Consider the following 22,358-nt stretch of genomic DNA (forward strand, 5'->3'; position numbering starts at 1 on the left):
CGTATCTCCCTCGTCGTCTGGAGTCGAACTGAGTCTAAACGGTCGCCCGACAACCTTGCCGCCCCGCCCGGTGTCAGTACGTTCGACAACCGCCGGAGGGGGGACATGCAGGACTTCGAGGACTTCGTCGCGTTGCGTTCACAGGCTCTGTTGCGCACCGCGTATCTGCTCTGCGGCGGCGACAAAGGTGCCGCTGAGGACATTCTGCAGGACGTCCTCATGGGCATGTACGGCAAGTGGCGCCGAATCAAGACTTCTCCTGAAGCCTACGCGCGCAAAGCACTGGCCAACACCGCGGCGAACCGCTGGCGGCGACGGTCACGCAAGCCGGAAGCGCCGTTCGAGCAAGCGGTGACGCCCACCACCACGGGCCATGAACAACAGGTCGTGGACGCGGACAGCGTGGTGCGCGCGTTGGCGCAGCTGCCGAACAAGATGCGCGCCGTTCTGGTGCTGAGGTTCTTCGACGACCTCAGCGAGGCCGACACCGCCCGCACGCTCGGCTGCGGCCTCGGCACGGTGAAGAGCCAGACCTCGCGCGGCCTCGCTCGCATGCGGGAACTGATGGGTGAGCAGGTGCTGACGTGGAACTGAAGGACGCAATGGAGGCCGCAACGGCAGACCTGGACGTGCGGCCGGGATTCGTGGGGGACGTCATGACCGGGGCTCGACGACGGCACACGCGCAGGCTGCTGGCGGTGACCGCGGTGGTGGCGCTGCTCGCCGGCGTGACGACGGGAGTGGTGCTGACCCGCCCGTCTCCTGATCAACCCACCACCGGTGACGCACGGCTGACCGCGGCGACGAGTGGAGACCTGTCGGGCGATTCCGAGTTCATCGAACAGACGTTGACCGTGTGGAACAACGCGCAGAAGCAGGGCTGGCGCTCGTACGACAAAGTGACGGACTTCACCGCGCCGTCGAACGTCTTCTGGGCCGCGAACACCCCGAGCGGCCCGGCGGCACTGGTCGCGCAGGCCGTGCGGATCAACGACCAGCCGGAGTCGCACACGGTCGTCGGCCTGGTGGCCGGGGGTGCCCTGGTGCAGCGCGAGGTCGACTACGGCCAGCAGGCGGGGTTGTTCCGGTTCGGGCCGGACAACTCGACGTACGTCGCGCTGGGTCTGGGCAGCGAGGTGTACTGGTCGGTGAATCCGGTGCGCGGCCCGGACCGCCGGCTGACCCGCACGTGGCAACGCGCCGAGATGGGGCCTGGCGGTGTCGCGGTGGTGACCGCGAAGCCGTCGGAACGGCCGGTGTTCGTCCGGGGCAGCAGTCCGCCTGCGGCCGGTGACTTCACGCGCGAACCGCTGCGCGGCGAGTTCGACTCGCGGCCGGAACGCGCCTTCGTGCCGCATCCAGGCCTCGGCTGGTCGGGACAGGAGTGCGCGTCGGACGCGCCCTCCGGCGTGACGTGGCCCGGGATGAAACCGGCGTCGCCGCAGAGCGATCTGCAGAAGGCGGCGTTGCTCGACTACCTGGTCGCCTGGGACGTGACCGGTGACTGGAGCGTCTGCGCGTGGCTGCCCGACGGCCGTTACGCCATGGTGTTCGAGGCGTATGGCGAGGTGTACGGCGGCATCTACAGGCAGGACGGCGCGTTCAACGCCCACCTGCTCGGTGGCCCGACGGTGAAGGGCTCGCCGGTGGTGCTGGTGCTGCCGGACGGCCAGGGCACGCTCGTCGCCGACTTCGAGGCCCGCATCGGCCCGCAGGAACGCCCGCACGCGTGGCTGGCTCCCGCGGGCACGAAAGAGGTGCCGGTGCGGCACGGCGACGCGACCAAGGTCGTGCAGCTGGGCTAACCGCCGTGCCAGGAACGCCAGAGCGTCGCGTAGGTGCCGTCTCTGGCGACCAGGTCGTCGTGGGACCCCAACTCCACGACACGACCCGCGTCGACGACCGCGATCCGGTCAGCGTCACGCGCGGTCTGCAGCCGGTGCGCGATCGCGATCACCGTGCGTCTCTCCCGCACGGCCGCGATCGCGCGCTCGGCGTGCCGGGCCGTCGCGGGGTCGAGTGACGACGTCGCCTCGTCCAGCACGAGCGTGTGCGGATCGGCGACCTCCACCCGTGCGAGCGCGAGTTGTTGTGCCTGCGCGGGATCCAGCTCCACCCCACCCGCGCCGAGAGCCGTGTCCAGCCCGTCCGGCAGATCGTCGAACCACCGCGCGTCAACGGTGCGCAGCGCTTCGACGAGCCGTTCGTCCGGAGCGGCGGGGGCGGCCATCGCGAGGTTCTCCCGCAGCGTGCCGATGAACACGTGATGCTCCTGCGTCACCAGCACGATCCGTTGCTCGCCCGCGGCCGTGAGGTCCGCGACCGGTACCCCGCCCACCAGCACCGAGCCCGCCGCCGGCCGGTCGACGCCCGCGAGCAGCCTGCCGAGCGTCGACTTGCCCGCGCCGGACACGCCGACGATCGCGAGCCGTTCCCCTGGCTGCACAACGAGATCCACGCCGTGCAGCACCTCGTGGCCGTCCACATAGGAGTAGTGAACGCCGCACACCTCGATGCGATCACCGTCCGGTTCGGCGACGACCGGTGCGGGTTCGACGTTGGCGCCGATCCCCTCGACCCGCGCGAACGACGCACCACCGCGCTGCAGGAACTCGATCCAGAACAGGATGCGGTCCATCGGCTCCACGAGCCTCCACACCCACAACGCACCCGTGACGACGACCTCGATGTCAACACCGTCCGCCGCGTAGAACAGGCCGCCGACGAGCAGCACCACCGCGGTCGGCACGGTGTTCATGAAGCTGGTCACCGGGAACAGCCGGTTCCTCAGCCTGAGGGTCCGCAACCGCGCCTGGTAGGAGCGTGCGATCGTGTCGTCGGCGGCCGCCACCATCCGGTCCCGCAGCCCGTACGTCTCGATCGTCCGGCTGCCCTCGCCGACCGCCGCGGAAATCTCCGCCACGTCACCGTTGGCCTCGCTCTCGGCGAGATACGCGTCGCGCGCACGAGCGAGGTACCAGCGCACGACCCACACGACGAACGGCGTGCCGACCAACGCGGCGAGACCCAGCACCGGATCCAGCCAGAACACCGCCGCGAACACGACCACGAGGTGCACCACGCCCGTGAGCACCTCGGGCACGCTGTCCCGCAACGCCTGCCCGATCGTGCCGACGTCGCTCGTCACGCGGGTGAGCAGATCGCCGGTGCTCAGCCGATCGACCACGCGTGCCGGCAACGCCAGCGTGCGCGCCACCGCCTCCTCGCGCAACGAGGCCAGCAACCGTTCGCCGAGCCTGGTCGTCAGCAACGCGCTGTACCGCACCAGCAACAGGTGCGCCACCGCCGCGCCCAGCACGCCCAGCGCGATCCAGTCCACAGTGGAGAGAGTGAGCTCCCCGCTCTCCACCCCGCCGACGATCTTGCCGAGCAGGTACGGCCCGACGAGCCCGGCCAGCGCCGTCAGCACGGTGAGCGCGAGCACCACAGCCAACGCACGTCGTTCGCCCCGCAGCAACCGCACGGCGGCCAGCCGCACCTCGCGCCGGTCGGCGATCGGCAACCGGTTCATCGGCCCTCCTCCAGGTGCACGACCTGATCCGCCTGTCCCGCCCACAACGGTGACGACGACACGACCACGGTGGTCCGGCCGATGCGCGCCTGTCGCACCCGCTCGGCCACCGCCGCCTCGGTCACCGCGTCGAGCGCCGACGTCGGCTCGACGAGCACCAGCACTTCCGGCTCGCTGAGCAACGCCCTGACGAGCCTGAGCCGTTGCCGCTGGCCGCCGGAAACGTTGCGCCCCTGGGACTCCAGGTGTGAGTCGAGCCCGTCCGGCAACGCCTCCACGACATCCGCCGCGACGGCCGCCCAGATCGCCCGGCCGAGTTCGGCATCGCTGTGGCAGCCCACCGACACCGCCTCGCGCACCGGCCCCGCGAACAGGTAGTCGTCGTTGTCCGCCACCACGACCTGCCCCGGCAACCGTTCCACCGCTTCCCGTGCCAGCGTCGCGTTCGCCGAAGCCACCACCGTCAACGCGCCGCTCTTCACGTCCAGGGTCGCGGCACCGGTGTCCTCGCCGGCCGGCCGCAACCGCAACAGGTCCACCACCCGCCGCGCCGACACCAACGCGCGCGGAATCGCGTCGGCGCCCTCCATGAAGAAGCTGACGGGCACGATCAACGTCGTGACGTACAGGTAGACCGCGACCATCTCCTCGATCGAGATGGCGCCGGTCACCACCATCCGCGCCACGATCCACGTGACCACGGCGAGGAACAGCGTCGGCAGCCCCCACGTGAGCGCCTGCACCCAACTCAGCCACGCGGACACCCGGTAGCCGTCCTGCAGCACCTCACGCGACTTCGCCCGAAAACGCGCCTCGAACGCCGGCTTGCCCCCGATCCCGGACAACACCCGCAGCCCGGCCACGATGTCCCCGGCGCGTGAGCTCAACTCCCCCTGACGGTGCCGATACCCGGCCTCCACCGCGTGCAGCCGACGCAACACCGGCCCGGTGACGACCGCGAGCACCGGCACACCGAGCAACACCACCAGGGCAACAAGCGGTGAGATCCGCACCAGCAACACCGCCGTTGCGGCGTAAGCGATCACCGCCCCGACACCGGGCCCGGTGCTCGTGAGCGCATGCGCGATGCGCGCGGTGTCCCCGTTCTGCAGGTACGTGATCTCCCCGGTGGACAACTTCCGCCGCACCACACCACCAAGCCGCGTGACGTGTCTGACGACCAGCTGCGCCGTCCGCAACGAGGCGTCAGTGCGCACCAACGTCATCGTGCGATGCCGCACGATGGAGACAAGTGCCAACGCACCAGCCGCACCGAGCAACGCCCCACACCACCACACCAGTGCAACGCGGTCACCGCCCCGCAGACCGTCCTCAATGGCCCGCGAGATCAGGTAAGGCGGCAGAATCAGCCCGCACATCCACAGCGACCCCCACCACGCCCCGGCAAGCACCCGCCAGCGCTGCATCTTGACCAGCCACCACAGGTACCGCCAGGGCGATCGGAGGTCAGGCGTCCCAGGATCGTCGTACGGAGCATGTCGGGCCACAACCCGACTGTGCCATCACCCGGAGTGCGACACGACCGTTTTCGACCTCAGTCGAACAGCAGCCACCGCCACCGCGCCCAACGCCGCCACCACCGCAAACGCGTAGAACCCCCACGGATGCGCCAGCCCGGCTGTGAGCAACGCCCCACCGAGCAACGGCCCGCTGATGGCACCCAACCGCCCCACGCCCGCGGCCCACCCGATGCCCGTAGCGCGGTTCTCCTCGTAAACCCGCCCGGCATAGGCGTAAACGAGCACCTGCGCACTGAACACGAAGCACCCGGCCAGCAACACCGCCACGTAAATGGTCTGCCCAGGCAACTTGATGCTCAGCAACGCCAAGAACACCACAGCACCAACGAACCACCCGATCACCGCCGGCCTGATCCCGATCCGGTCAGCAACCGCACCCGCGATCAAAAGCCCGATCACCGCACCGACGTTGAGCGTCAGCAACAACGCCAACGCCGTTCCGAGCTCATACCCGGCACTGCGCATGATCTGCGGCAACCAGGTGTTGAGCCCGTACACGAGCAACAGCCCCATGAACGACGCGACCCAGAACGCCACAGTGGACTTCCGCAGCCCAGGCCTGAACAGCGACCCGACCGCCTCCCGCGCCGGAGCCCTGCGCACCACCGTCTCCGGCAAGTACTTGACCATCAACGGAATCAGCACGAGCGCCGGCAACGCACCCGCCACGAACAACGCCCGCCACCCAAGATCCGGAATCAGCACGATCCCCAGCAACGCCGTGATGACAGCACCCACGTGATACCCGGTCATGATCAGCGTGGTGGCCCGCCCACCGGCCTGAGGCCGCGCCTCGTTGACCAACGCGATCGCCGTGGGCAAACACCCACCAAGCCCAAGCCCCGCAAGGAACCTGAGCACGCCGAACGTCGTGGCGTCCTGCGCCACCGCACAGGCCAGCGTGAACGCGGAGAACCCGGCCACCGCGAAAATCATCACCTTGCGCCGCCCGACGACGTCGGTGATGGTGCCGATGATCAGCGCCCCCAGCATCATCCCGACCAGCCCAGCAGTGGACACCGCACTCGCACTGGCCGTCGTGAGCAACTTCTCCTGCAACAGCACCGGAATCACCGTGCCGAGCACGACCAGATCGAATCCGTCGAGCAGGACAGCGGCCCAGCACAGCGGCAACACCCATTTGTTCACGCGCTCTCCTCCTCGCTGAGGGACGGCCTGAGTTGCCGTGAATCCTGCGGCGGAGGCCCAGTCAGCGGGGAGTGCGGTTTCCACTGAACGGAAAGCTGGCTGGGATCGACAGGTGCGGCAACAACCCGGCCACGCCTGGGCAAGCGCGCTGGGCCACGCACGGGCCCGACGCACGGCCGTGCACCTCTCGACCCGCGCATCGCCGCGCACGCCCCGTGTGACGCCGCGCCGGGCACACCCGCGTGCGATACCGCGCCGGGTGAGCCCGCGCAGTGATTCCTCGATGGGTAGCGGTGCATCCCCAGGTCTTGCGATTGGGGCTTTACCTTGAGGGGGCGGGATGCTTCGCTGTTCGGGTTCGGCCGGGGCGCTTTTCACCCCGGCTTTTGAAGGCCGTCCAGCATCCCGCCAGAGGCTCAAGGTCAAGCCCCAATCGCAATCGTCGCGCAGCGGCGATGACCTCCCACGCCTCGTCCATGCCCACGCAACCACGCTGGAACGCGACCACCCAACGCAACGCGCCCCTCCGCTGGAACGCGACCAACCCACGCAAGCCGACCCGCACACCCCCAACAACGCCCGAAGGGCCGCCCCTCCACAAAGGAGGAACGGCCCTTCGGAACAGCCAGACCTAACTCAGTTGCCGGCCAGCTTCTTGGCGTTGGCCTCGACGTCGTCCAACCCGCCGCAGGAGAAGAACGCCTGCTCCGGGAAGTGGTCGAACTCGCCCTTGCACACGCGGTCGAACGCCTCGATCGTGTCCTTGATCGGCACGAACGAACCGGGCTGACCCGTGAACTTCTCGGCCACGATGAAGTTCTGGCCGAGGAAGCGCTCGAGACGACGCGCGCGACCGACGAGGACCTTGTCCTCCTCGGAGAGCTCGTCCATACCGAGGATGGCGATGATGTCCTGCAGCTCCTTGTACTTCTGCAGGATTCGCTTCACCTCCTGGGCGACCCGGTAGTGCTCCTCGCCGACGATCGACGGCTCGAGGATTCGAGACGACGACGACAGCGGGTCGACGGCCGGGTAGATGCCCTTCTGGGAGATCGGACGGGAAAGCTCCGTCGTCGCGTCCAGGTGGGCGAAGGTCGTCGCCGGGGCGGGGTCGGTGTAGTCGTCCGCGGGCACGTAGATGGCCTGCAGCGAGGTGATCGACTTACCGCGCGTCGAGGTGATGCGCTCCTGGAGCTCACCCATCTCGTCGGCCAGCGTCGGCTGGTAACCCACGGCGGAAGGCATGCGGCCCAGCAGGGTCGACACCTCGGAACCCGCCTGGGTGAACCGGAAGATGTTGTCGATGAAGAGCAGCACGTCCTGGCCCTGCACGTCGCGGAAGTACTCCGCCATCGTGAGAGCGGACAGCGCGACGCGCATACGCGTGCCGGGCGGCTCGTCCATCTGACCGAAGACGAGGGCGGTGTCCGGGAGAACACCCATCTCGTCCATTTCCAGCAGCAGGTCGGTGCCCTCACGGGTGCGCTCACCGACGCCGGCGAACACCGACGTACCGGAGAACTCGCGGGCAATACGCGTGATCATCTCCTGGATGAGCACGGTCTTGCCGACACCCGCGCCGCCGAACAGGCCGATCTTGCCGCCCTTGACGTACGGGGTGAGCAGGTCGATGACCTTGATGCCGGTCTCGAGGATCTCGGTCTTGCCCTCGAGCTGGTCGAAGGCGGGCGCCTTGCGGTGGATGCCCCACTGCTCGCCGTCCCGGCCGAGGCCGGGCTGGTCGAGGCAGTCACCGAGGGCGTTGAAGACGTGGCCCTTGACGATGTCGCCGACCGGCACCGAGATGGCGGCGCCGGTGTCGGTCACGGTCGCACCGCGGACGAGACCGTCGGTCGGCTGCATCGAGATGCAGCGAACCAGGTTGTCGCCGAGGTGCTGCGCGACCTCGAGGGTCAGCGTCTTGGCGACCGCCTCGAAGGTGATCTCCGTGTGGCAAGCGTTGAACAGCTCCGGCACGGCGTCGCGCGGGAACTCCACGTCGACGACCGCACCAATCACCCGGACCACACGGCCGGTGCGGGTGGTGGTGGCAGTAGCACTCATGTCACTCATCACTTCCTGCGCCACCGGTAAGCGCGGAGGCGCCACCGACGATCTCGCTGATCTCCTGGGTGATCTGGGCCTGACGGGCCGAGTTCGCCGCCCGGCTGAGGTTCCGGACCAGCTCCGTCGCGTTGTCCGTCGCGGCCTTCATGGCCGTACGACGAGCAGCCGACTCCGAAGCCGCCGCCTCCAGCATGGCGGAGAACAGGCGAGTCTTCACGTACTTGGGCAGCATCGCACCGAGCAGCGCCTCGGCGCTGGGTTCGAAGTCGTACACCGCGCGCGGGCCCTTGGGGGTCTCGCCGGTGTACTCGACCTCCATCGGTGCGATCCGCCTGGCGGTCGGCGTCTGGCTCAGCATGGACTTGAACTCCGTGTACACGACGTGGATCTCGTCCACGCCCTGCGCACCGTTCTCCGTGCCCTCCAGGAACGCCTCCACCAGTGCGTCACCCGCCTCGACGGCGTTGACGTAGTGCGGGGTCTGCGAGAACCCGCTCCACGAGGCGGTGACCTCACGACGACGGAAGTTGTAGTACCCGATCGCCTTGCGGCCGGTCACGTACAGCACCGGCTCCTTGCCCTCGGACTTGAGCAGCTGGATCAGCTGCTCCGCCGCCTTGAGGACGTTCGCGTTGTAACCACCGCACATGCCCTTGTCACTGGTCACGACCAGGACGGCGGCGCGCTTGGGGTTCTCGCGTTCGGACAGCAGCGGGTGGTCGAGGTTCGCCGAGGCCTCGGCCAACGCGGAGAGCACGTTAGTGATCTCGTCCGCGTAGGGACGCGAGGCCGCGACCCTGGTCTGCGCCTTGGCGAGGCGAGACGTGGCGATGAGCTCGTAGGCCTTCGTGATCTTCTTGGTCGAGTTGACCGTTCGGATCCGCTGGCGGAGCTCCCGAATCTGTGCGCCCATGGCTCAGATCACTTCTTGGTGGGCTCGGGCTTGTGGAGCTTCACCGATTCCTGGGCGACCTTGTCGGCGTCCATCGCCTTCTCGGGCGCCTCGTTGACGATCGTCGTGCCGTCAGAAGCGGTGAACTGCTTCTTGAACTCGGACACGGCGGCGGCAACGCGCTTCTGCGAGTCCTCGGGGAACTTCTTGGTCTCGACGATGCTGCTCAGCAGGTCCGCGTGGTTGCGGCGCAGCGAGTCCTTGAAGTCCGCGACGAAGCGGCGGATGTCGGCGACGGGCACGTCGTCCAGGTGGCCCTTGGTCGCGGTGAAGATCTCGACGACCTGCTCCTCGACGGGGACCGGGGAGTACTGGCCCTGCTTGAGCAGCTCGACCAGACGGGCACCGCGGTCCAGCTGGGCGCGCGACGCGGCGTCGAGGTCGGAGGCGAACGCGGAGAAGGCCTCCAGCTCGCGGAACTGCGACAGGTCGAGACGCAGCGAACCCGCGACGTCCTTCATCGCCTTGATCTGCGCGGCACCACCGACGCGGGAAACCGAGATACCCACGTTGACGGCCGGGCGGACACCGGCGTTGAACAGGTCGGACTCGAGGAAGCACTGACCGTCGGTGATCGAGATGACGTTGGTCGGGATGTACGCCGACACGTCGTTCGCCTTGGTCTCGATGATCGGCAGACCCGTCATCGAACCGCCGCCGAGGTCGTCCGACAGCTTCGCGCAACGCTCGAGGAGACGCGAGTGCAAGTAGAAGACGTCGCCGGGGTAGGCCTCGCGGCCCGGCGGGCGGCGCAGCAGCAGCGAGATCGCGCGGTACGCCTCAGCCTGCTTGGTCAGGTCGTCGAAGATGATCAGGACGTGCTTGCCCTGGTACATCCAGTGCTGGCCGATGGCGGAGCCGGTGTACGGCGCCAGCCACTTGAAGCCGGCCGAGTCAGAAGCGGGGGCGGCGACGATCGTCGTGTACTCGAGTGCGCCCGCCTCCTCCAGCGCGGTCTTGACGCCCGCGATGGTGGAGCCCTTCTGGCCGATGGCGACGTAGACGCAGCGGACCTGCTGCTTCGGGTCGCCCGACTCCCAGGCCTTCTTCTGGTTGATGATCGTGTCGATGCAGACCGCGGTCTTGCCGGTCTTGCGGTCACCGATGATCAGCTGACGCTGACCGCGACCGATCGGGGTCATCGCGTCGATGGCCTTGATGCCGGTCTGCATCGGCTCGGACACCGGCTGACGCTGCAGCACGGACGCGGCCTGCAGCTCCAGGGCGCGGGTGTCGTCGGCGACGATGTCACCGAGACCGTCGATCGGCTGGCCCAGCGGGTTGACGACGCGACCGAGGAAGCCGTCGCCGACCGGCACGGACAGGACCTTGCCCGTCCGGCGGACCTCCTGGCCCTCTTCGATCTTGTCGAAGTCACCGAGGATGACCGCACCGATGTTGCGGACCTCGAGGTTCAGGGCGACGCCGAGGACGCCACCGGGGAACTCGAGCAGCTCGTTGGTCATCGTGCCCGGAAGGCCCTCGACGATGGCGATGCCGTCGTAGGTCTCGGAGACGGTACCGACCTCTTCCCGGCTGACCTCCGGGGAGTAGCTCGAGACGTACTTCTCGATCGCACTGCGGATCTCGTCCGACGAGATCGTCAGCTCCGCCATGTCGTTCCTGCTCTCACTTCTTCGTTCTTGGGAAAGGGCGTCGGGGGCTAGCTGGCGAGATTGCGGCGCAGTGCCGCCAACCGGCCGGCGATGCTTCCGTCGATGAGCTCGTCGCCGATCTTGATCTGAAGACCACCCGCGAGCGAGGCGTCCACCTCGACGTGCAGGGCGATCGGGCGCGAGTAGATCGTGGTCAGCGTCGCGGTCAAGCGGTCGACCTGCTCCGCGGTCAGTGCCACCGCGGAACGGACGTGCGCGACGGAACGCTGACGGCGCTTGGCCGCCAGGTCGGCGAGTTCGCCGAGGCCGTTCGCGACGCGAACACCGCGCGGGTGGCGGACCAGCTGGTCCACCAGCGTCTTGGTGACCGGGCTGACCTTCCCCTCGATGAGGGTGTCGACCAGCGCGACCTTGCCGTCGACGGCACCGGCGGGGTCGCCCAGCAAGCGCTCGAGGTCGTGCGAACCAGCCACGATGCGGCCGAGCCGGAACAGCTCGTCCTCGACCGAGTCGAGCTGACCGTCGCGCTCGGCACGCACCAGCAGCGTGGTGCGGGCGAGCGACTCGACACCGTCGACGAGCTCACGCGGGCTGGACCAGCGCGCGGCCACGACGGCGGCCAGCACCTGCAGCGTCGCGTCGCTCACCTTGCCCGCGAACAGACCGCGGACGAGCTGCTCGCGACCGGCGGGCTCCGACGAGGCGTCGGCGGCCGCACGGCGCAGCGCGGGCTGCTCGATCAGCAGGCCCAGCACGGCGAAGAGCTCCTCGCCCAGCTTGGCGAGGTCGTCCGTCGACGTGGTGGCGTCGGCGAGCTCCAGCAGCCGCAGTTCCGCGGCTGCCAGAGCTTCACGACTAGCGGCATGCAACGTCATCGGCTGCCTCTACTTGCTCGCCGGCGCCGCGACGGCGTCCAGCTCGTTGAGGAAGCGGTCGACGGTGCCGCGCTGGCGGGCCTCGTCCTCGAGGGACTCGCCCACGACCTTGCTCGCCAGTTCGACGGCGGTGCGACCGAGGTCGGCACGCAGCTCGGCGACGATCTGAGCGCGCTGCGCGTCCAGCTGGTGCTGGCCCTGCGCGACGATGCGGGCGGACTCGGCCTGCGCCTGCTCGCGCAGCTCCTCGATGATCTGCAGGCCCTCGGCCCGCGCGTCATCACGGATGCGCGCGGCCTCGGCGCGAGCCTCGGCCAGCTGCTCCTTGTACTGCTCGAGCGTGCGCTGAGCCTCGGCCTGGGCCTGCTCCGCCTTCTCGATGCCACCCTCGATCTTGGCCGTCCGCTCCGCGTACAGCGCCTCGAAGCGCGGCGACACGAACTTCTTGACGACGAAGAGCAGGATCAGGAACGCGACCAGGCCAAGGATGATCTCCGCGGGGTGCGGGATGACCGGGTTGACCTTGGAGGGGTCCTCCGCGGCCATGATCAAGGCGTGGAACACGACGTCTCCTAACGCGTTGAAGGGTTAGGTCAGGCGCCGGCGGTCGCGATGAAGTACACGACGAAGCCGATCAGCGCGAGGACCTCGACGATGGCGAAGGTGGTCCACGCGAGGCCGAGCAGCACGCCGCGGGCCTCGGGCTGGCGGGCGGTGCCGCTGATGACCGAGGAGAAGATCAGACCGACACCGATGCCGGGGCCGATCGCGGCGAGGCCGTAACCGATGGCCGCAAGACCCGGGTTGATGTTGGCGGCGTCCTGGGCGATCTGGAGAGCGCTCACTGTTGCTGTTCCCTTTCCAACTCGGTCCGCGAGAGTTCGCGGATCGGAGGCTTTGTGCTGTTTCTCAGTGCTCTTCTGCCAGCGCCATGCCGATGTAGCTGGCAGACAGCAGCGCGAAGATGTAGGCCTGCAGGCACATGATCAGTGCCTCCAGGAAGGTCAGCGCGATGGCGAAGGCGAAGGACACCGGCGCCACGATGACGGTCAGCCCGCCGTTGAGCAGCAGGAACTCACCGGCCAGGGTGAACACCAGCAGCAGGAGGTGACCCGCGAACATGGCCGCGAAAACTCGGATCGCCAGCGTGAGCGGGTTCAGGATGAACTTCTGGAAGAACTCGATCGGGATCAGCAGCGGGAGCACGAACCACGGCGCGCCCGGCGGAACCGTCTGGTGCTTCAAGTAGCCCACGAAGCCGTGCCGCTTGAACCCGACGAAGTGGTACACCGGGTAAACAACGAGCAACGAAACGGCGAGCGGGAAGCCGATGTGCGACATCGTGGGGAACTGGACGATCGGGATGAGACCGAACAGGTTGTTCACCAGGATGAAGCAGAAGATCGTGAGGATCAGCGGGACGAAGGGCTTGAAGTCCTTCGCGCCGATCTGCTCCCTGGCGATGTTGTTGCGCCCGAAGTCGTAAAGCGACTCGGCGGCGAACTGGAACTTGCCGGGAACGACCTTGAGGTTGCGGGTGGCCGCAATGAAGAAGGCGCCGATGATCACGATCGACAGCACCAGCAGGACCATCGGCTTCGTGACCGAGCCGAAGATCGGCGGGAGGAAGAAGTCCTTCACACCGGGAGCGACGAACTCGCCCCCCGAAGCCAGCAACTTGGTCACTGTGTTCCTTCCGGTTCTCCCGGCCGGCGTTCACTCCGCCGGGGGAATCGTCACGATCTGGACTTAACGTACCTTACGGTTCGCAAGCGACTACCAGAGGCACCCTGCTATCGGGTGTCCCTGGTCTGCGCGGACCATATCAGCAGGTCTCAGGGGCCTTCGGAGGCGGGGACCACCATCTGACTACGGCTGCGCTTGGAGGCTCTGGCCTCCAGGAACGACGTCACGAGCACCGTCGCCACCAGGGTGATTCCCAGTGCCTTGGGTTCGAGCCACGACTGGTTCCGCAGCAGGATCACCGCGAGTAGCAACACGATCAGCTTGCCCATGAATCCACCGAGTGCGGCGACCATCACGAACATCGGATCAAGTGCCGCGGTCTTGCGCATCAACAACAGCGTGGCAAGGCTCGAACCGATGGCGATCGCACCACCGATCAATGATCCGAAGAGACCAGCGGTCCCCCAGATCACAGTTGACACGACGACGCCGAGGACAAACGTGCCGAGCGCGGCCCATGCGGCCTCGCGGAACATTTCCCCGGCGAGTCGCTGGACGGTCAGCTCGTGCGTGACGGCCTTGTCCGCGTCGCTCATGTCCCGAAGTGTAGGAACTCGCTTTCCGGCACCTGCGGGCAGCCCCGGGTTAACGGTGGTTAAGCGGCCCCAAACAAGATGCCGGACCAATTTCCGGCCGCCGCCGTTCCTCAGGACTTGCGGGCTTCCCTGAGCCGCGGGATCACCGACACCACGAACGTCACGATGAGCCCGATGACGAAGCACGTCGCCACGATGACCGGGTCGAACAGCGTGAGCGCCACCGCGCCGAACGCCAGCACGCCCGCCCACAAGTAGATGAGCAGCACGGCGCGACGCTGCGAATGCCCGATCTCCAGCAACCGGTGGTGCAGGTGCATCTTGTCCGGCGAGAACGGGCTTTCGCCGCGGCGCGTGCGGCGGATGATGGCCATCAGCAGGTCGAGCAGCGGCACGAACAGCACCGCGGCGACCACGATCAGCGGCGAAAGCAGACCGAGCAGGTCCACCGCGCTGCCGGTGGCCTGGTTGATCTTGCCGGACGCGCTGGTGGTGGCGGCGGCGAGCATGAGGCCGATGAGCATCGAGCCCGAGTCGCCCATGAAGATGCGCGCGGGGTTGAAGTTGTGCGGCAGGAAGCCCAGGCACGCGCCGGCGAGCGCGGCGGCGATCAGCGCGGGCGGGTAGGCCTCGACCGCGCCCTGGCGTTCGACGAGCAGGCCGATCGAGAAGGCACAGGTGGCCGCGGCGGCGATGAGCCCGATGCCGGCGGCCAGGCCGTCGAGGCCGTCGACGAAGTTCATCGCGTTGATCATCGTGACCGCGAGCAGCACGGTCAGCAGCGCGCCCTGGTTCTGGTCCAGCGAGATGGTCGCGCCGCCGTCCCACGGCACCCACGCGATCATCCACTGCAGGCCGAACAACACGAGGATGCCCGCCGCCGTGACCTGGCCGGCGAGCTTGGTGAGCGAGTCGAGCTCGAACCTGTCGTCGATCGCACCCACGAGCACGATGACGCCGCCCGCGACGATGACACCCCACGGGTCGTTGGAGAAGTCGAACGCCGTCCGCAGCACCGGCAGTTGGTGCGCCACGAACATGCCGCACAGCACGCCGCCGTAGATGGCGACACCGCCCATGCGCGGCATCGGCTGCACGTGCACGTCACGTTGCCGCGGGTAGGCCACCGCCCCGAGCTTGAACGCCATCGCGCGCACCAGACCGACGAGCAGGAACGTCACCACGGCAGCGATCAACGCGACGAGCAGGTACTCGCGCACGGGAAGGACGAACGAGGATGCGGGCCCCACGGGCCTACCAATCAATCGGGAGCGATTCGGGGGTGCTCGCCACGGTACCCCCGCGGCGACATGATCAATTCTGGCAGCAACGCGTCACCGCGCGACGTCGACCTCGATGCCGAGCACCTCGTTGACCTCTTCCTTGCTGACCGCGCCCTCACGCAGGATCAACGCGTCCGGCCCGGTCAGATCGACGATGGTCGAGGCGATGTTCTCACCGCTGAGCCCACCGTCGAGGTACACCGGCACGGCGTCACCGAGCTGGTCCCTGGCCTCCTGCGCACTGGACGCGGGGGCGAACCCGGTCTTGTTCGCGCTGGACACGGCCATCGGACCGACATCGCGCAACAACTCCAGCGCGACCGGGTGCAACGGCATGCGCAGCATCACCGTGCCGCGCGTCTGCCCCAGATCCCAGGCCAGGCTCGGCGCGTGCGGCAACACGATGCTCAACCCGCCGGGCCAGAACGCCTCGATGAGCGCCCGAGCCTGCCGAGGCACGCTGAGCACCAGCCCGTCGATGGTGGTCCAGGACCCCACCAGCACCGGCACCGGCATGTCGGGCCCGCGCCCCTTGGCGTCGAGAAGACTCCGGACGGCCTCCGCGTCGAACGCGTCGCAGCCGATCCCGTAAACCGTGTCGGTGGGCAGGACGACAAGCCGCCCGCTCCGCACCGCACCGGCCGCGGCGGCGAGTCCAGCCGCGCGGTTGCTCGGTTCGCTGCAGTCGTAAACCGTGCTCACCTCGCTGAGCCTAGCCAGCCGCCCTGACCGGGTGATGCAAGGCCCGCCTTAGTCACGCAGCGTTCTCACAGTCCCTTCAACCCCAGGCCGCTGCGGTGAGGTCGATCCGGGGATTGACGACACAACACGAGGACCTCTGGGCGAGCCCGCCCGAACCGCCGCCGACATCCCCGCAGAAGCCGCGATCACGCCAGGCGGCCGCGAAGCAATCAGCCGAGGCTCCTACGCGCTGTCCAACAACAACAGCCTGTACGTGCGCGTGCACCAGACCCCGTTCAACTCCCCAGCCGAACTGATCGCCATCCACGAACGCGCCGCCGCCCCGATCCGCACCGAATCGGGCCTGTCCGTGGCTTCGTGGCACAACGACCAGTCCAGTTCGAAGTACATCCTGCTCTGGCGCGCCGATCGGTTCCGGCAAATCCTGCCTGGCCGACGACGCGTCCGACTGGGTCCTCGAGTTCCAGCAGGACGGGGTGAACGTGAGCGTCAGCGACGCGGACACCGGCAGGAGAACTGCGGCGAGGTGGCGTTGACCACCCCCGTGTAGATGCCCGAGACTCCAAGACCGAGCCTGGACCTGCGCGTTCATTCTCACTTAGTGCATTCAATGCCGCCCTGACCAGGCAAAGTTTTAGCCCAAACAGGGTTGAGTAGTTCAACGCATCCCCCAAACGGGCGCACAACTGTAAGGTCATGAGCCGACCACAGAGCGCAATCGGGGAGGGTCGAGCTTCTGTGTCCGAGGAAGCAACATCATGGGGGAAGCCCGCACGCAGCCTGACGAGCAAGTCCGTCCAGGCCGTGCTGGGCACGGGGGCTGCTGACATCTCGGCGGCCAGCAAGGCGGTAGCGGCAGCCACCGGGTCCGGAACGTTCTCCGTCGACCCGGCTGTCGTGGACAGCATGATCAAGAAGCTGCTTGAGATGCAGGACGCTGTTGCCGACATCCGAGGCAAAGCCAGCATTCTCAGCCAAGACACCAAACTTGGCGGTGGATACGCTGCCTCGATCAGTCAGATCAACAAAGATTTCGGCCAATCGGCGACGCAGCAGCTCAAAGACGTCGAGCGCGAGATCGAATCCTTGCGTACGCAGATTGAGAAGAGCCGCGCTTCTTACCGCAGCGTGGACCAGGCACACTCCGACTCGCTCAAGAACCTAAACGGGAAGTCATGAAACGCACTCTGATCGCGGCTGCAGTGGGTTTCGCAGCGCTCTCCGCCGGCTGCTCCGGCACCGCTGGCCAGGCAAAACCAGACCCCACCGGCACGACGCCAACCTCAGGAGCCGCAAGCGGCCTTGATTCGATCAAGCCTTGCGAGTTGCTGAGCGACACCGAAATGAAGCAACTCGGCATCACTGATGCCGGCAAGCCCGAGAAGCTCGGCTCTGCGGACTCCTGCTCTTGGAACATCAGCGGCAACGGCGGCGTCCACGTCGGCGTCCGCAAAGACAGGGGGGTCAAAGATCTGACTCTCGAAGGCAACAAGAAATACGAGGTCCCGGTCGGCAAGTTCACCGCCACCAAGGTCGAAGGTCAGGACGGCAGCGCCGACACGTGCAGCATCGTGATCTCCGTGACCGAAGGCTCGTCGGTGTCGGTCGTGTCGAACCTGAGCGGTGGCCGCGAGGACACCGCTGCATCGTGTGAACGCGCCACCAAAGCCGCAACGCTGGTCGCGGCGAAGCTGCCGTAACGACGCCCGAGGGGGGAATCTCATGGCGCCCGTCAAACCCGCCGTCCAGCCGTCGGCGGAGAACTACCCGGCCCAAGAGCACGAGCACATGCAGAACCTGACGACCCAGAACTACGACCCCAACGCCGCGACCGAAGTGATCGATGCGTGGACGAAGTTCGGCACGAAGTTCAGGGAACTGGCCAACGACTTCCACAAGATCGTCAACGACTCGCAGGGCGGGTGGAACGGTGCGGCTGCCGAGGGGGTTCGGCAGGCGCTGACCAAGGTCAGTAAGTTCGCTGACGAGACGGGCACGGCGTTCCACAGCACGGCCGGCGCCATCGCGGTGCAGCGAGACGCGGCGGTCCAGGCGAACCGGAGCATGCCCACGCCGGTCGAGTTCAGCCCGCTGAAGATCGCGGGCAAGTGGGGTGCTGCCGCCGTGATCGCGCCGCCGGCGATGATCGGCGGGGCCGTCGAGATGATCTCCACGCACAACGAGAAGCAAGAGGCCAAGCAAGAGGCCGTGCGGGTCATGCAGCAGCGTGACACCACGATGATGTCCGCGGCGCAGTCGATGCCCGCCATGGACGCCACCCCTGAGGTCACCAAGGACCAGGGCGTCACGCAGACGAGCAGCACCACGCACTCGCAGAGCCTCAGCAACGCCAGCACGTTCCGGCCGCCGGCCAACACCGGCATGCCGCCCGGCAGCAGCAACAACGGCACCACCAACCCGGCGTGGGTGGCACCGCCGTCCACGCCGCCGAACGTGCCGCCTGGCAACAACCAGAGCCTCCCGCCCGGCGGTCAGAACAGGCCGTTGATCGCGCCGCTCAGCGGGTTTCCGCCGGGCAGCAGGCCTCCTGGCGGTGGCCAGGCCGGCAGGCCACCCGGCGGCGGGGCCGGCAGGCCTCCTGGTGGTGGCCCCGGCATGCGGCCTGGCGGTAGTGGTGGCACTGGCGGTGGCGGTGCTGGTCGTGGCATGGGGCCCGGCGGCATGGCTGGAGCGGCCGGTCGTGGCATGGGCAGCTTCGGGCCGGCCACCCCCGGCGGTGGTGCGGGCGTCATGGGGCCCGGTGGTGGTCCTGGCGGCGCTGGTGCCGGGGCGGCGCGCGGGGGCGCGGCCGGTGCCGGCGGCATGGGCGCTGGAGGTGGTGCGGGCAAGGGCGAGGAGGACAAGGAGCACAAGTCCAACTACCTGATCCCGACTGACGAGTTCTTCGACGACGATCGCATGGTCGCGCCGCCGGTGATCGGCGGATGAGGCAGATCGCCCAGCTCTCCCTGCCCGCGTTCGAGGTCCTCTGGGAGGACCTGCGGGCGGGGAGCATTCCCTATCCGTTCGACGTCAGCCAGCACGGCGAGACGCTGGACGAGCGCGCCCGCATCAAAGCCGCCGTGCACAGCGACCTCGAACGCAGGGGGCTCGCGCGGCGCGGCAGGCCGGAGCCCGACCTCGAGGACGCGCTGAACCTGTTGGCACGGCCCGAGTTGCGCGTCATCGCCATGTGCATTCCGGACATGAACCAGCAGAAGCTGGTCCGGGCCAGCGTGGTGGCGCGCGGCGGCTACGCGGTGCTGGTGACCCAGGAGGACACCAGCGTCACGTTGAAACTGGTGCAGCCCAACGAGATCGCCACCAGCCTGGCGAACGCCATGCCGCCAGGACGCCCCGGCCCCGGCAAGCCGGTGACGGTGCCGGGCGAGGCCTTCGAAGCCCAGGCACCACAACAGCAGGGCTTCCGGCAGGCGGTCCGCACGGCGGAGAACGACGACGTCCGTCTCGCCAAGCAGATGCTGACCGGCCCGGCCATCGGCAACGGCCACTTCGTCGTCCAGCTCGCACAGGGCCGCACCAAGCGGGACTTCCCGCCGGTCACCTGGATCGACACGAGCCAGGGCCGCTATTCCAACGTGGAGACCCGCAGCGGCTGGTTCACCATCAGCCCCGCGGACAACATCGGCCTGGCACGACACCTCGGGCAGGTACTGGCGATGACGAGCGAACGATGAACCCGGAACAGATGATCGCGGACCTCGAGTCCAGGGCGCAGCAGCTCCAGCAACGCTCCCAGCAGATGCAGGAGCAGATCCAGAACGCCAGCAGCACCGTCACCTCCCCCAACGAGGCGGTGACCGTGCGCGTGGCACCCAACGGCGCGCTGCAGCACATCGAGTTCTCACCAACGGCGATGCGCCTGACGCACGTCCAGCTGAGCCAGCTCGTGATGCAGACCGTGCAGAAGGCCCAGATCCAGTCGGCAGAACAGGTGGCGTCCATTGTGGAGCCCGAGTTCGGCGGCACCGAGGCGATGGACTTCCTGCGCAGCTTCATCCCGCAGCCCGACGAAGAGGAACCGCCGCCGCCACCCGAGGACGGCCAGGTCATGCGCGAGGTGTCCTGGAACGGCCCGGCGCAACAGCCCACGCCACCGCCACGGCCCCCGCGGCCCGCGGATGACGATGACGACGGCTTCGGGAGCGTGCTCCGATGACCGGCTTCAGCGTTGATCCGAGCGAGCTGCACTCGTTCGCCACGGGCCAGTTCTCGCGTCAGCAGGCACTCGACGCAGCAGCGGAGAAGGCGTCCGGCGTGAACCTCGGCGGGGACACCTTCGGCGTGCTGCTGCAGTTCTTCGCCAACGACGCGGAAGAGACGGCGCACAAGACGGTCGAGGCCATCCGCCGGCTCGCCACAGGCGTCGGTGAAGCAGCCGAGAACACAAAGACCACGGCGTTGTTCTACGAGCAGAACGAGGACACCAACCGCGACCGGTTCGGCGGGCGGCGATGAACACCTGGACCGGGTGGGACTCCACCGGCAACGCCCTCGGACCTGACAACTTCGCCGGCGCCGGTGTCGTCGAGTCGTTCTTCCAGACGGCTGACTCGATGAAACGTCTCGGCGAGGGCGACGTCACCGAGGTCGGCCTCAACGCGGCAGCGCTGAGTCTCGACCTGCTCGGCGTGATCATGGACCCGGTCGGGGCGCTCGCGACCGCCGGCATCGGCTGGCTCATCGAGCACCTCAGTTTCCTGCGTGAGCCGCTGGACTGGCTCGCGGGCAACGGCGACAAGATCAAGGCCGCGGTCGGCACGTGGAACCAGGTGTCGGTCGCGATCGCGCAGATCGCGGACGAGCAGAACAAGGCGGTGCAGAGCCAGGTCGGTTCGTGGCAGGAGGCCGCGGCCGAGCGCTTCCGATCGAGTCAGGGACAGCTCGCCGCCGAGATCACCGCGGTCAGCAAGTCCTGCTCGGCGGCCGCCGAGCAGATCGCCACGGCGGGCACGATCACGGCCGCGGTGCGCGGCATGCTCCGTGACCTCATCGCCATGTTCATCTACGAGGTCATCCGCAACGCGATCATCGCGCTCGCTTCGTCCTACGTGTCGCTTGGCAGCTCGATCGCGGCGTTCTCGGCGTGGGCGGTCGGACGTGGTGCGGCAGTGCTCGGCAAGATCACTCAGCAGATCGCCAAGCTGATGAAGGTCATCACCAGGATCGCCGGCAGGCTCAAGGGACTCTTCGTCAAACTGGGCGATGTGCTCGCAAGACTCGCGCGGTTCGGCAAGGGCGGCGGCCGAGCGGTGGACGCGCCGAGCGTGCCCCGCACACCGAAAGCCGACGCCGTGAGCGACGCGGGCAAACGGCTGGAGGACTGGGGACAGTCCCGCCCGACCGCGGGCGAGGCGTTCGACAAGCTCAAACAGGGTGGCCGGGAGCTCAAGGACGGCTACCTGGACGCCGGCAACACCTGGAAGAACAAGTACGAGGAGCCCTACGGCGAGAAGGTTCCGTCCAAGCCGTGGCAGCAAGACGCCGTTGATGCCTACACGCCGTTCAAACCGATCACGAAGGCTGACGGATCCGTCACCCCGCACTCGGTGCCGAACGTGATGGACGGCGGCTACCAGATCAAACTGGGCGCGGACGTCCTGCGCGAAACGTCCAAGCAGGACGAGCTGCAGACGGAAGGCATACCGGACAACGAGAAGAAGGCGTTCGAACGACAGCAGGGATATCTGGATCTGTGACACCTTCTGACGATCGGCCACCCCGCACTGGCCGGACGCGCTGGGCGGCGCTCCTGACGGTCGCGCTCGGTTGTGCCGTCGCAGCGCCAGTTCTGGCGATGAACGGAGACCTGACATCCCTTCTCGCCATCGCCGTCGCACTGGCGTGCGGGGCTGCCGCCTGGTTCGCGACGAAAAAGCTGCGTCCTTGGAGCCAGTCATCGGCGTGGGCCCTGCTCGTCGTCATCGCGATCGCGTTCGTGTCGTCGTTCGGCATGAAGTCGCTGTGGCTCTCCGCTTTCGGCGAACCTGAGAACAACTGCGTGGTGACCAAGCAGTCGTCCCACACTCCTCGCCGATCACCGACCTACTTCTGGAACGACCTGAGCTGCGGCACCCGGCAGATCACCTACCGGCCCAGCCCTGGTCACACGACGAAGCCGGTCGGCGAGCGGATCGACCTGGTGGTGGACAGCAAGGGAATCGCGGGCTACGCGGAGCCGGACACGATCAAACCGATGATCAGCGCCCTGGTCGGAGTGGCGGCGCTGGCGGGGTTCGGGTTCATCGCCTCGGTGCTCTGGTGGCCACCGAAGAAGCCGAAGAAACGGCCGGACAAGCCGAAGCTCGAGCGCGGCTTCCTCTAGGTGGCGCACACGC

23 protein-coding genes are annotated in these 22,358 nt (G+C 67.7%); 10 read left to right on the plus strand and 13 right to left on the minus strand.

The genetic code is table 11. The features are described from left to right. The first annotated feature begins 105 nt into the window (after positions 1-105). Positions 106-594: a SigE family RNA polymerase sigma factor gene (locus tag SK803_RS11985; RefSeq protein WP_319965987.1), complete on the plus strand. Its 489-nt coding sequence runs from the start codon at positions 106-108 to the stop codon at positions 592-594. Next, positions 585-1,805 (plus strand): hypothetical protein, encoded by a 1,221-nt coding sequence (locus SK803_RS11990; RefSeq protein ID WP_319965988.1) that lies wholly within the window; start codon positions 585-587, stop codon positions 1,803-1,805. The genes SK803_RS11985 and SK803_RS11990 overlap by 10 nt, the downstream gene beginning before the upstream one ends. Here the strand turns inward: SK803_RS11990 and SK803_RS11995 are convergent. The 13 genes from SK803_RS11995 to SK803_RS12055 form a co-directional block, all read right to left on the minus strand. Continuing rightward, positions 1,802-3,532, minus strand: coding sequence for an ABC transporter ATP-binding protein (locus SK803_RS11995; protein ID WP_319965989.1), 1,731 nt, complete (start codon positions 3,530-3,532; stop codon positions 1,802-1,804). The genes SK803_RS11990 and SK803_RS11995 overlap by 4 nt on opposite strands. Continuing rightward, positions 3,529-5,040 carry an ABC transporter ATP-binding protein gene (locus SK803_RS12000; protein ID WP_319965990.1) on the minus strand — a complete coding sequence of 504 codons (1,512 nt, stop codon included), beginning with the start codon at positions 5,038-5,040 and terminating at the stop codon, positions 3,529-3,531. The genes SK803_RS11995 and SK803_RS12000 overlap by 4 nt, the downstream gene beginning before the upstream one ends. 15 nt (positions 5,041-5,055) lie before the next feature. Next, the gene (locus SK803_RS12005) at positions 5,056-6,222 is read right to left on the minus strand and encodes an MFS transporter (RefSeq protein ID WP_319965991.1); all 1,167 of its coding nucleotides are present in this window, start codon (positions 6,220-6,222) and stop codon (positions 5,056-5,058) included. 636 nt (positions 6,223-6,858) lie between these two features. Continuing rightward, positions 6,859-8,295 (minus strand): F0F1 ATP synthase subunit beta, encoded by a 1,437-nt coding sequence (gene atpD / locus SK803_RS12010; RefSeq protein ID WP_319965993.1) that lies wholly within the window; start codon positions 8,293-8,295, stop codon positions 6,859-6,861. Then, positions 8,288-9,202, minus strand: a complete 915-nt coding sequence (locus tag SK803_RS12015; protein ID WP_319965994.1) for a F0F1 ATP synthase subunit gamma — start codon at positions 9,200-9,202, stop codon at positions 8,288-8,290. The genes atpD and SK803_RS12015 overlap by 8 nt, the downstream gene beginning before the upstream one ends. Positions 9,203-9,210: 8 nt before the next feature. Beyond that, entirely contained in the window at positions 9,211-10,857 is a 1,647-nt protein-coding gene (gene atpA, locus SK803_RS12020; RefSeq protein WP_319965995.1) for a F0F1 ATP synthase subunit alpha, read from the minus strand. Between the two features lie 47 nt (positions 10,858-10,904). Continuing rightward, a complete protein-coding gene (locus SK803_RS12025) occupies positions 10,905-11,732 on the minus strand; it encodes a F0F1 ATP synthase subunit delta (protein ID WP_319965997.1) in 828 nt (275 codons plus the stop codon). Between the two features lie 9 nt (positions 11,733-11,741). Next, positions 11,742-12,278 (minus strand): F0F1 ATP synthase subunit B, encoded by a 537-nt coding sequence (locus SK803_RS12030; RefSeq protein WP_319966087.1) that lies wholly within the window; start codon positions 12,276-12,278, stop codon positions 11,742-11,744. 47 nt (positions 12,279-12,325) lie between these two features. After that, positions 12,326-12,577, minus strand: coding sequence for an ATP synthase subunit c family protein (locus SK803_RS12035; RefSeq protein WP_319965998.1), 252 nt, complete (start codon positions 12,575-12,577; stop codon positions 12,326-12,328). Positions 12,578-12,641: 64 nt separating this feature from the next. Further along, positions 12,642-13,418: a F0F1 ATP synthase subunit A gene (gene atpB / locus SK803_RS12040; protein WP_319966000.1), complete on the minus strand. Its 777-nt coding sequence runs from the start codon at positions 13,416-13,418 to the stop codon at positions 12,642-12,644. A 149-nt stretch (positions 13,419-13,567) separates the two neighbouring features. Next, entirely contained in the window at positions 13,568-14,014 is a 447-nt protein-coding gene (locus SK803_RS12045) for a hypothetical protein (RefSeq protein WP_319966002.1), read from the minus strand. 110 nt (positions 14,015-14,124) lie between these two features. Then, complete coding sequence (locus SK803_RS12050) at positions 14,125-15,264, minus strand: glycosyltransferase family 4 protein (protein ID WP_319966003.1); 1,140 nt, start codon at positions 15,262-15,264, stop codon at positions 14,125-14,127. An 84-nt stretch (positions 15,265-15,348) separates the two neighbouring features. Beyond that, positions 15,349-15,999, minus strand: coding sequence for an L-threonylcarbamoyladenylate synthase (locus tag SK803_RS12055; protein ID WP_319966004.1), 651 nt, complete (start codon positions 15,997-15,999; stop codon positions 15,349-15,351). Positions 16,000-16,737: 738 nt separating this feature from the next. On the opposite strand from SK803_RS12055, the gene SK803_RS12060 reads away from it, so the two are divergent. From SK803_RS12060 to SK803_RS12095, 8 genes are all read left to right on the plus strand, one after another. After that, positions 16,738-17,178, plus strand: coding sequence for a hypothetical protein (locus SK803_RS12060; protein ID WP_319966005.1), 441 nt, complete (start codon positions 16,738-16,740; stop codon positions 17,176-17,178). Beyond that, complete coding sequence (locus SK803_RS12065) at positions 17,175-17,699, plus strand: DUF3558 family protein (RefSeq protein ID WP_319966006.1); 525 nt, start codon at positions 17,175-17,177, stop codon at positions 17,697-17,699. The genes SK803_RS12060 and SK803_RS12065 overlap by 4 nt, the downstream gene beginning before the upstream one ends. A 22-nt stretch (positions 17,700-17,721) precedes the next feature. Next, positions 17,722-18,948 carry a hypothetical protein gene (locus SK803_RS12070; protein WP_319966007.1) on the plus strand — a complete coding sequence of 409 codons (1,227 nt, stop codon included), beginning with the start codon at positions 17,722-17,724 and terminating at the stop codon, positions 18,946-18,948. After that, entirely contained in the window at positions 18,945-19,697 is a 753-nt protein-coding gene (locus SK803_RS12075) for an ESX secretion-associated protein EspG (protein WP_319966008.1), read from the plus strand. The genes SK803_RS12070 and SK803_RS12075 overlap by 4 nt, the downstream gene beginning before the upstream one ends. Continuing rightward, on the plus strand, positions 19,694-20,179 hold the full coding sequence (locus tag SK803_RS12080) for a YbaB/EbfC family nucleoid-associated protein (protein ID WP_319966009.1): 486 nt from the start codon (positions 19,694-19,696) through the stop codon (positions 20,177-20,179). The genes SK803_RS12075 and SK803_RS12080 overlap by 4 nt, the downstream gene beginning before the upstream one ends. Beyond that, positions 20,176-20,478, plus strand: coding sequence for a type VII secretion target (locus SK803_RS12085; RefSeq protein WP_319966010.1), 303 nt, complete (start codon positions 20,176-20,178; stop codon positions 20,476-20,478). The genes SK803_RS12080 and SK803_RS12085 overlap by 4 nt, the downstream gene beginning before the upstream one ends. Then, positions 20,475-21,719, plus strand: a complete 1,245-nt coding sequence (locus tag SK803_RS12090) for a WXG100 family type VII secretion target (RefSeq protein ID WP_319966011.1) — start codon at positions 20,475-20,477, stop codon at positions 21,717-21,719. Before SK803_RS12085 ends, SK803_RS12090 begins: the two co-directional genes overlap by 4 nt. 98 nt (positions 21,720-21,817) lie before the next feature. After that, a complete protein-coding gene (locus tag SK803_RS12095) occupies positions 21,818-22,345 on the plus strand; it encodes a hypothetical protein (protein WP_319966012.1) in 528 nt (175 codons plus the stop codon). The last annotated feature ends 13 nt before the right edge of the window (positions 22,346-22,358 follow it).

It is taken from the genome of Lentzea miocenica, from assembly GCF_033949945.1.
GTDB classification, from domain to species: Bacteria; Actinomycetota; Actinomycetes; order Mycobacteriales; family Pseudonocardiaceae; genus Lentzea; species Lentzea miocenica.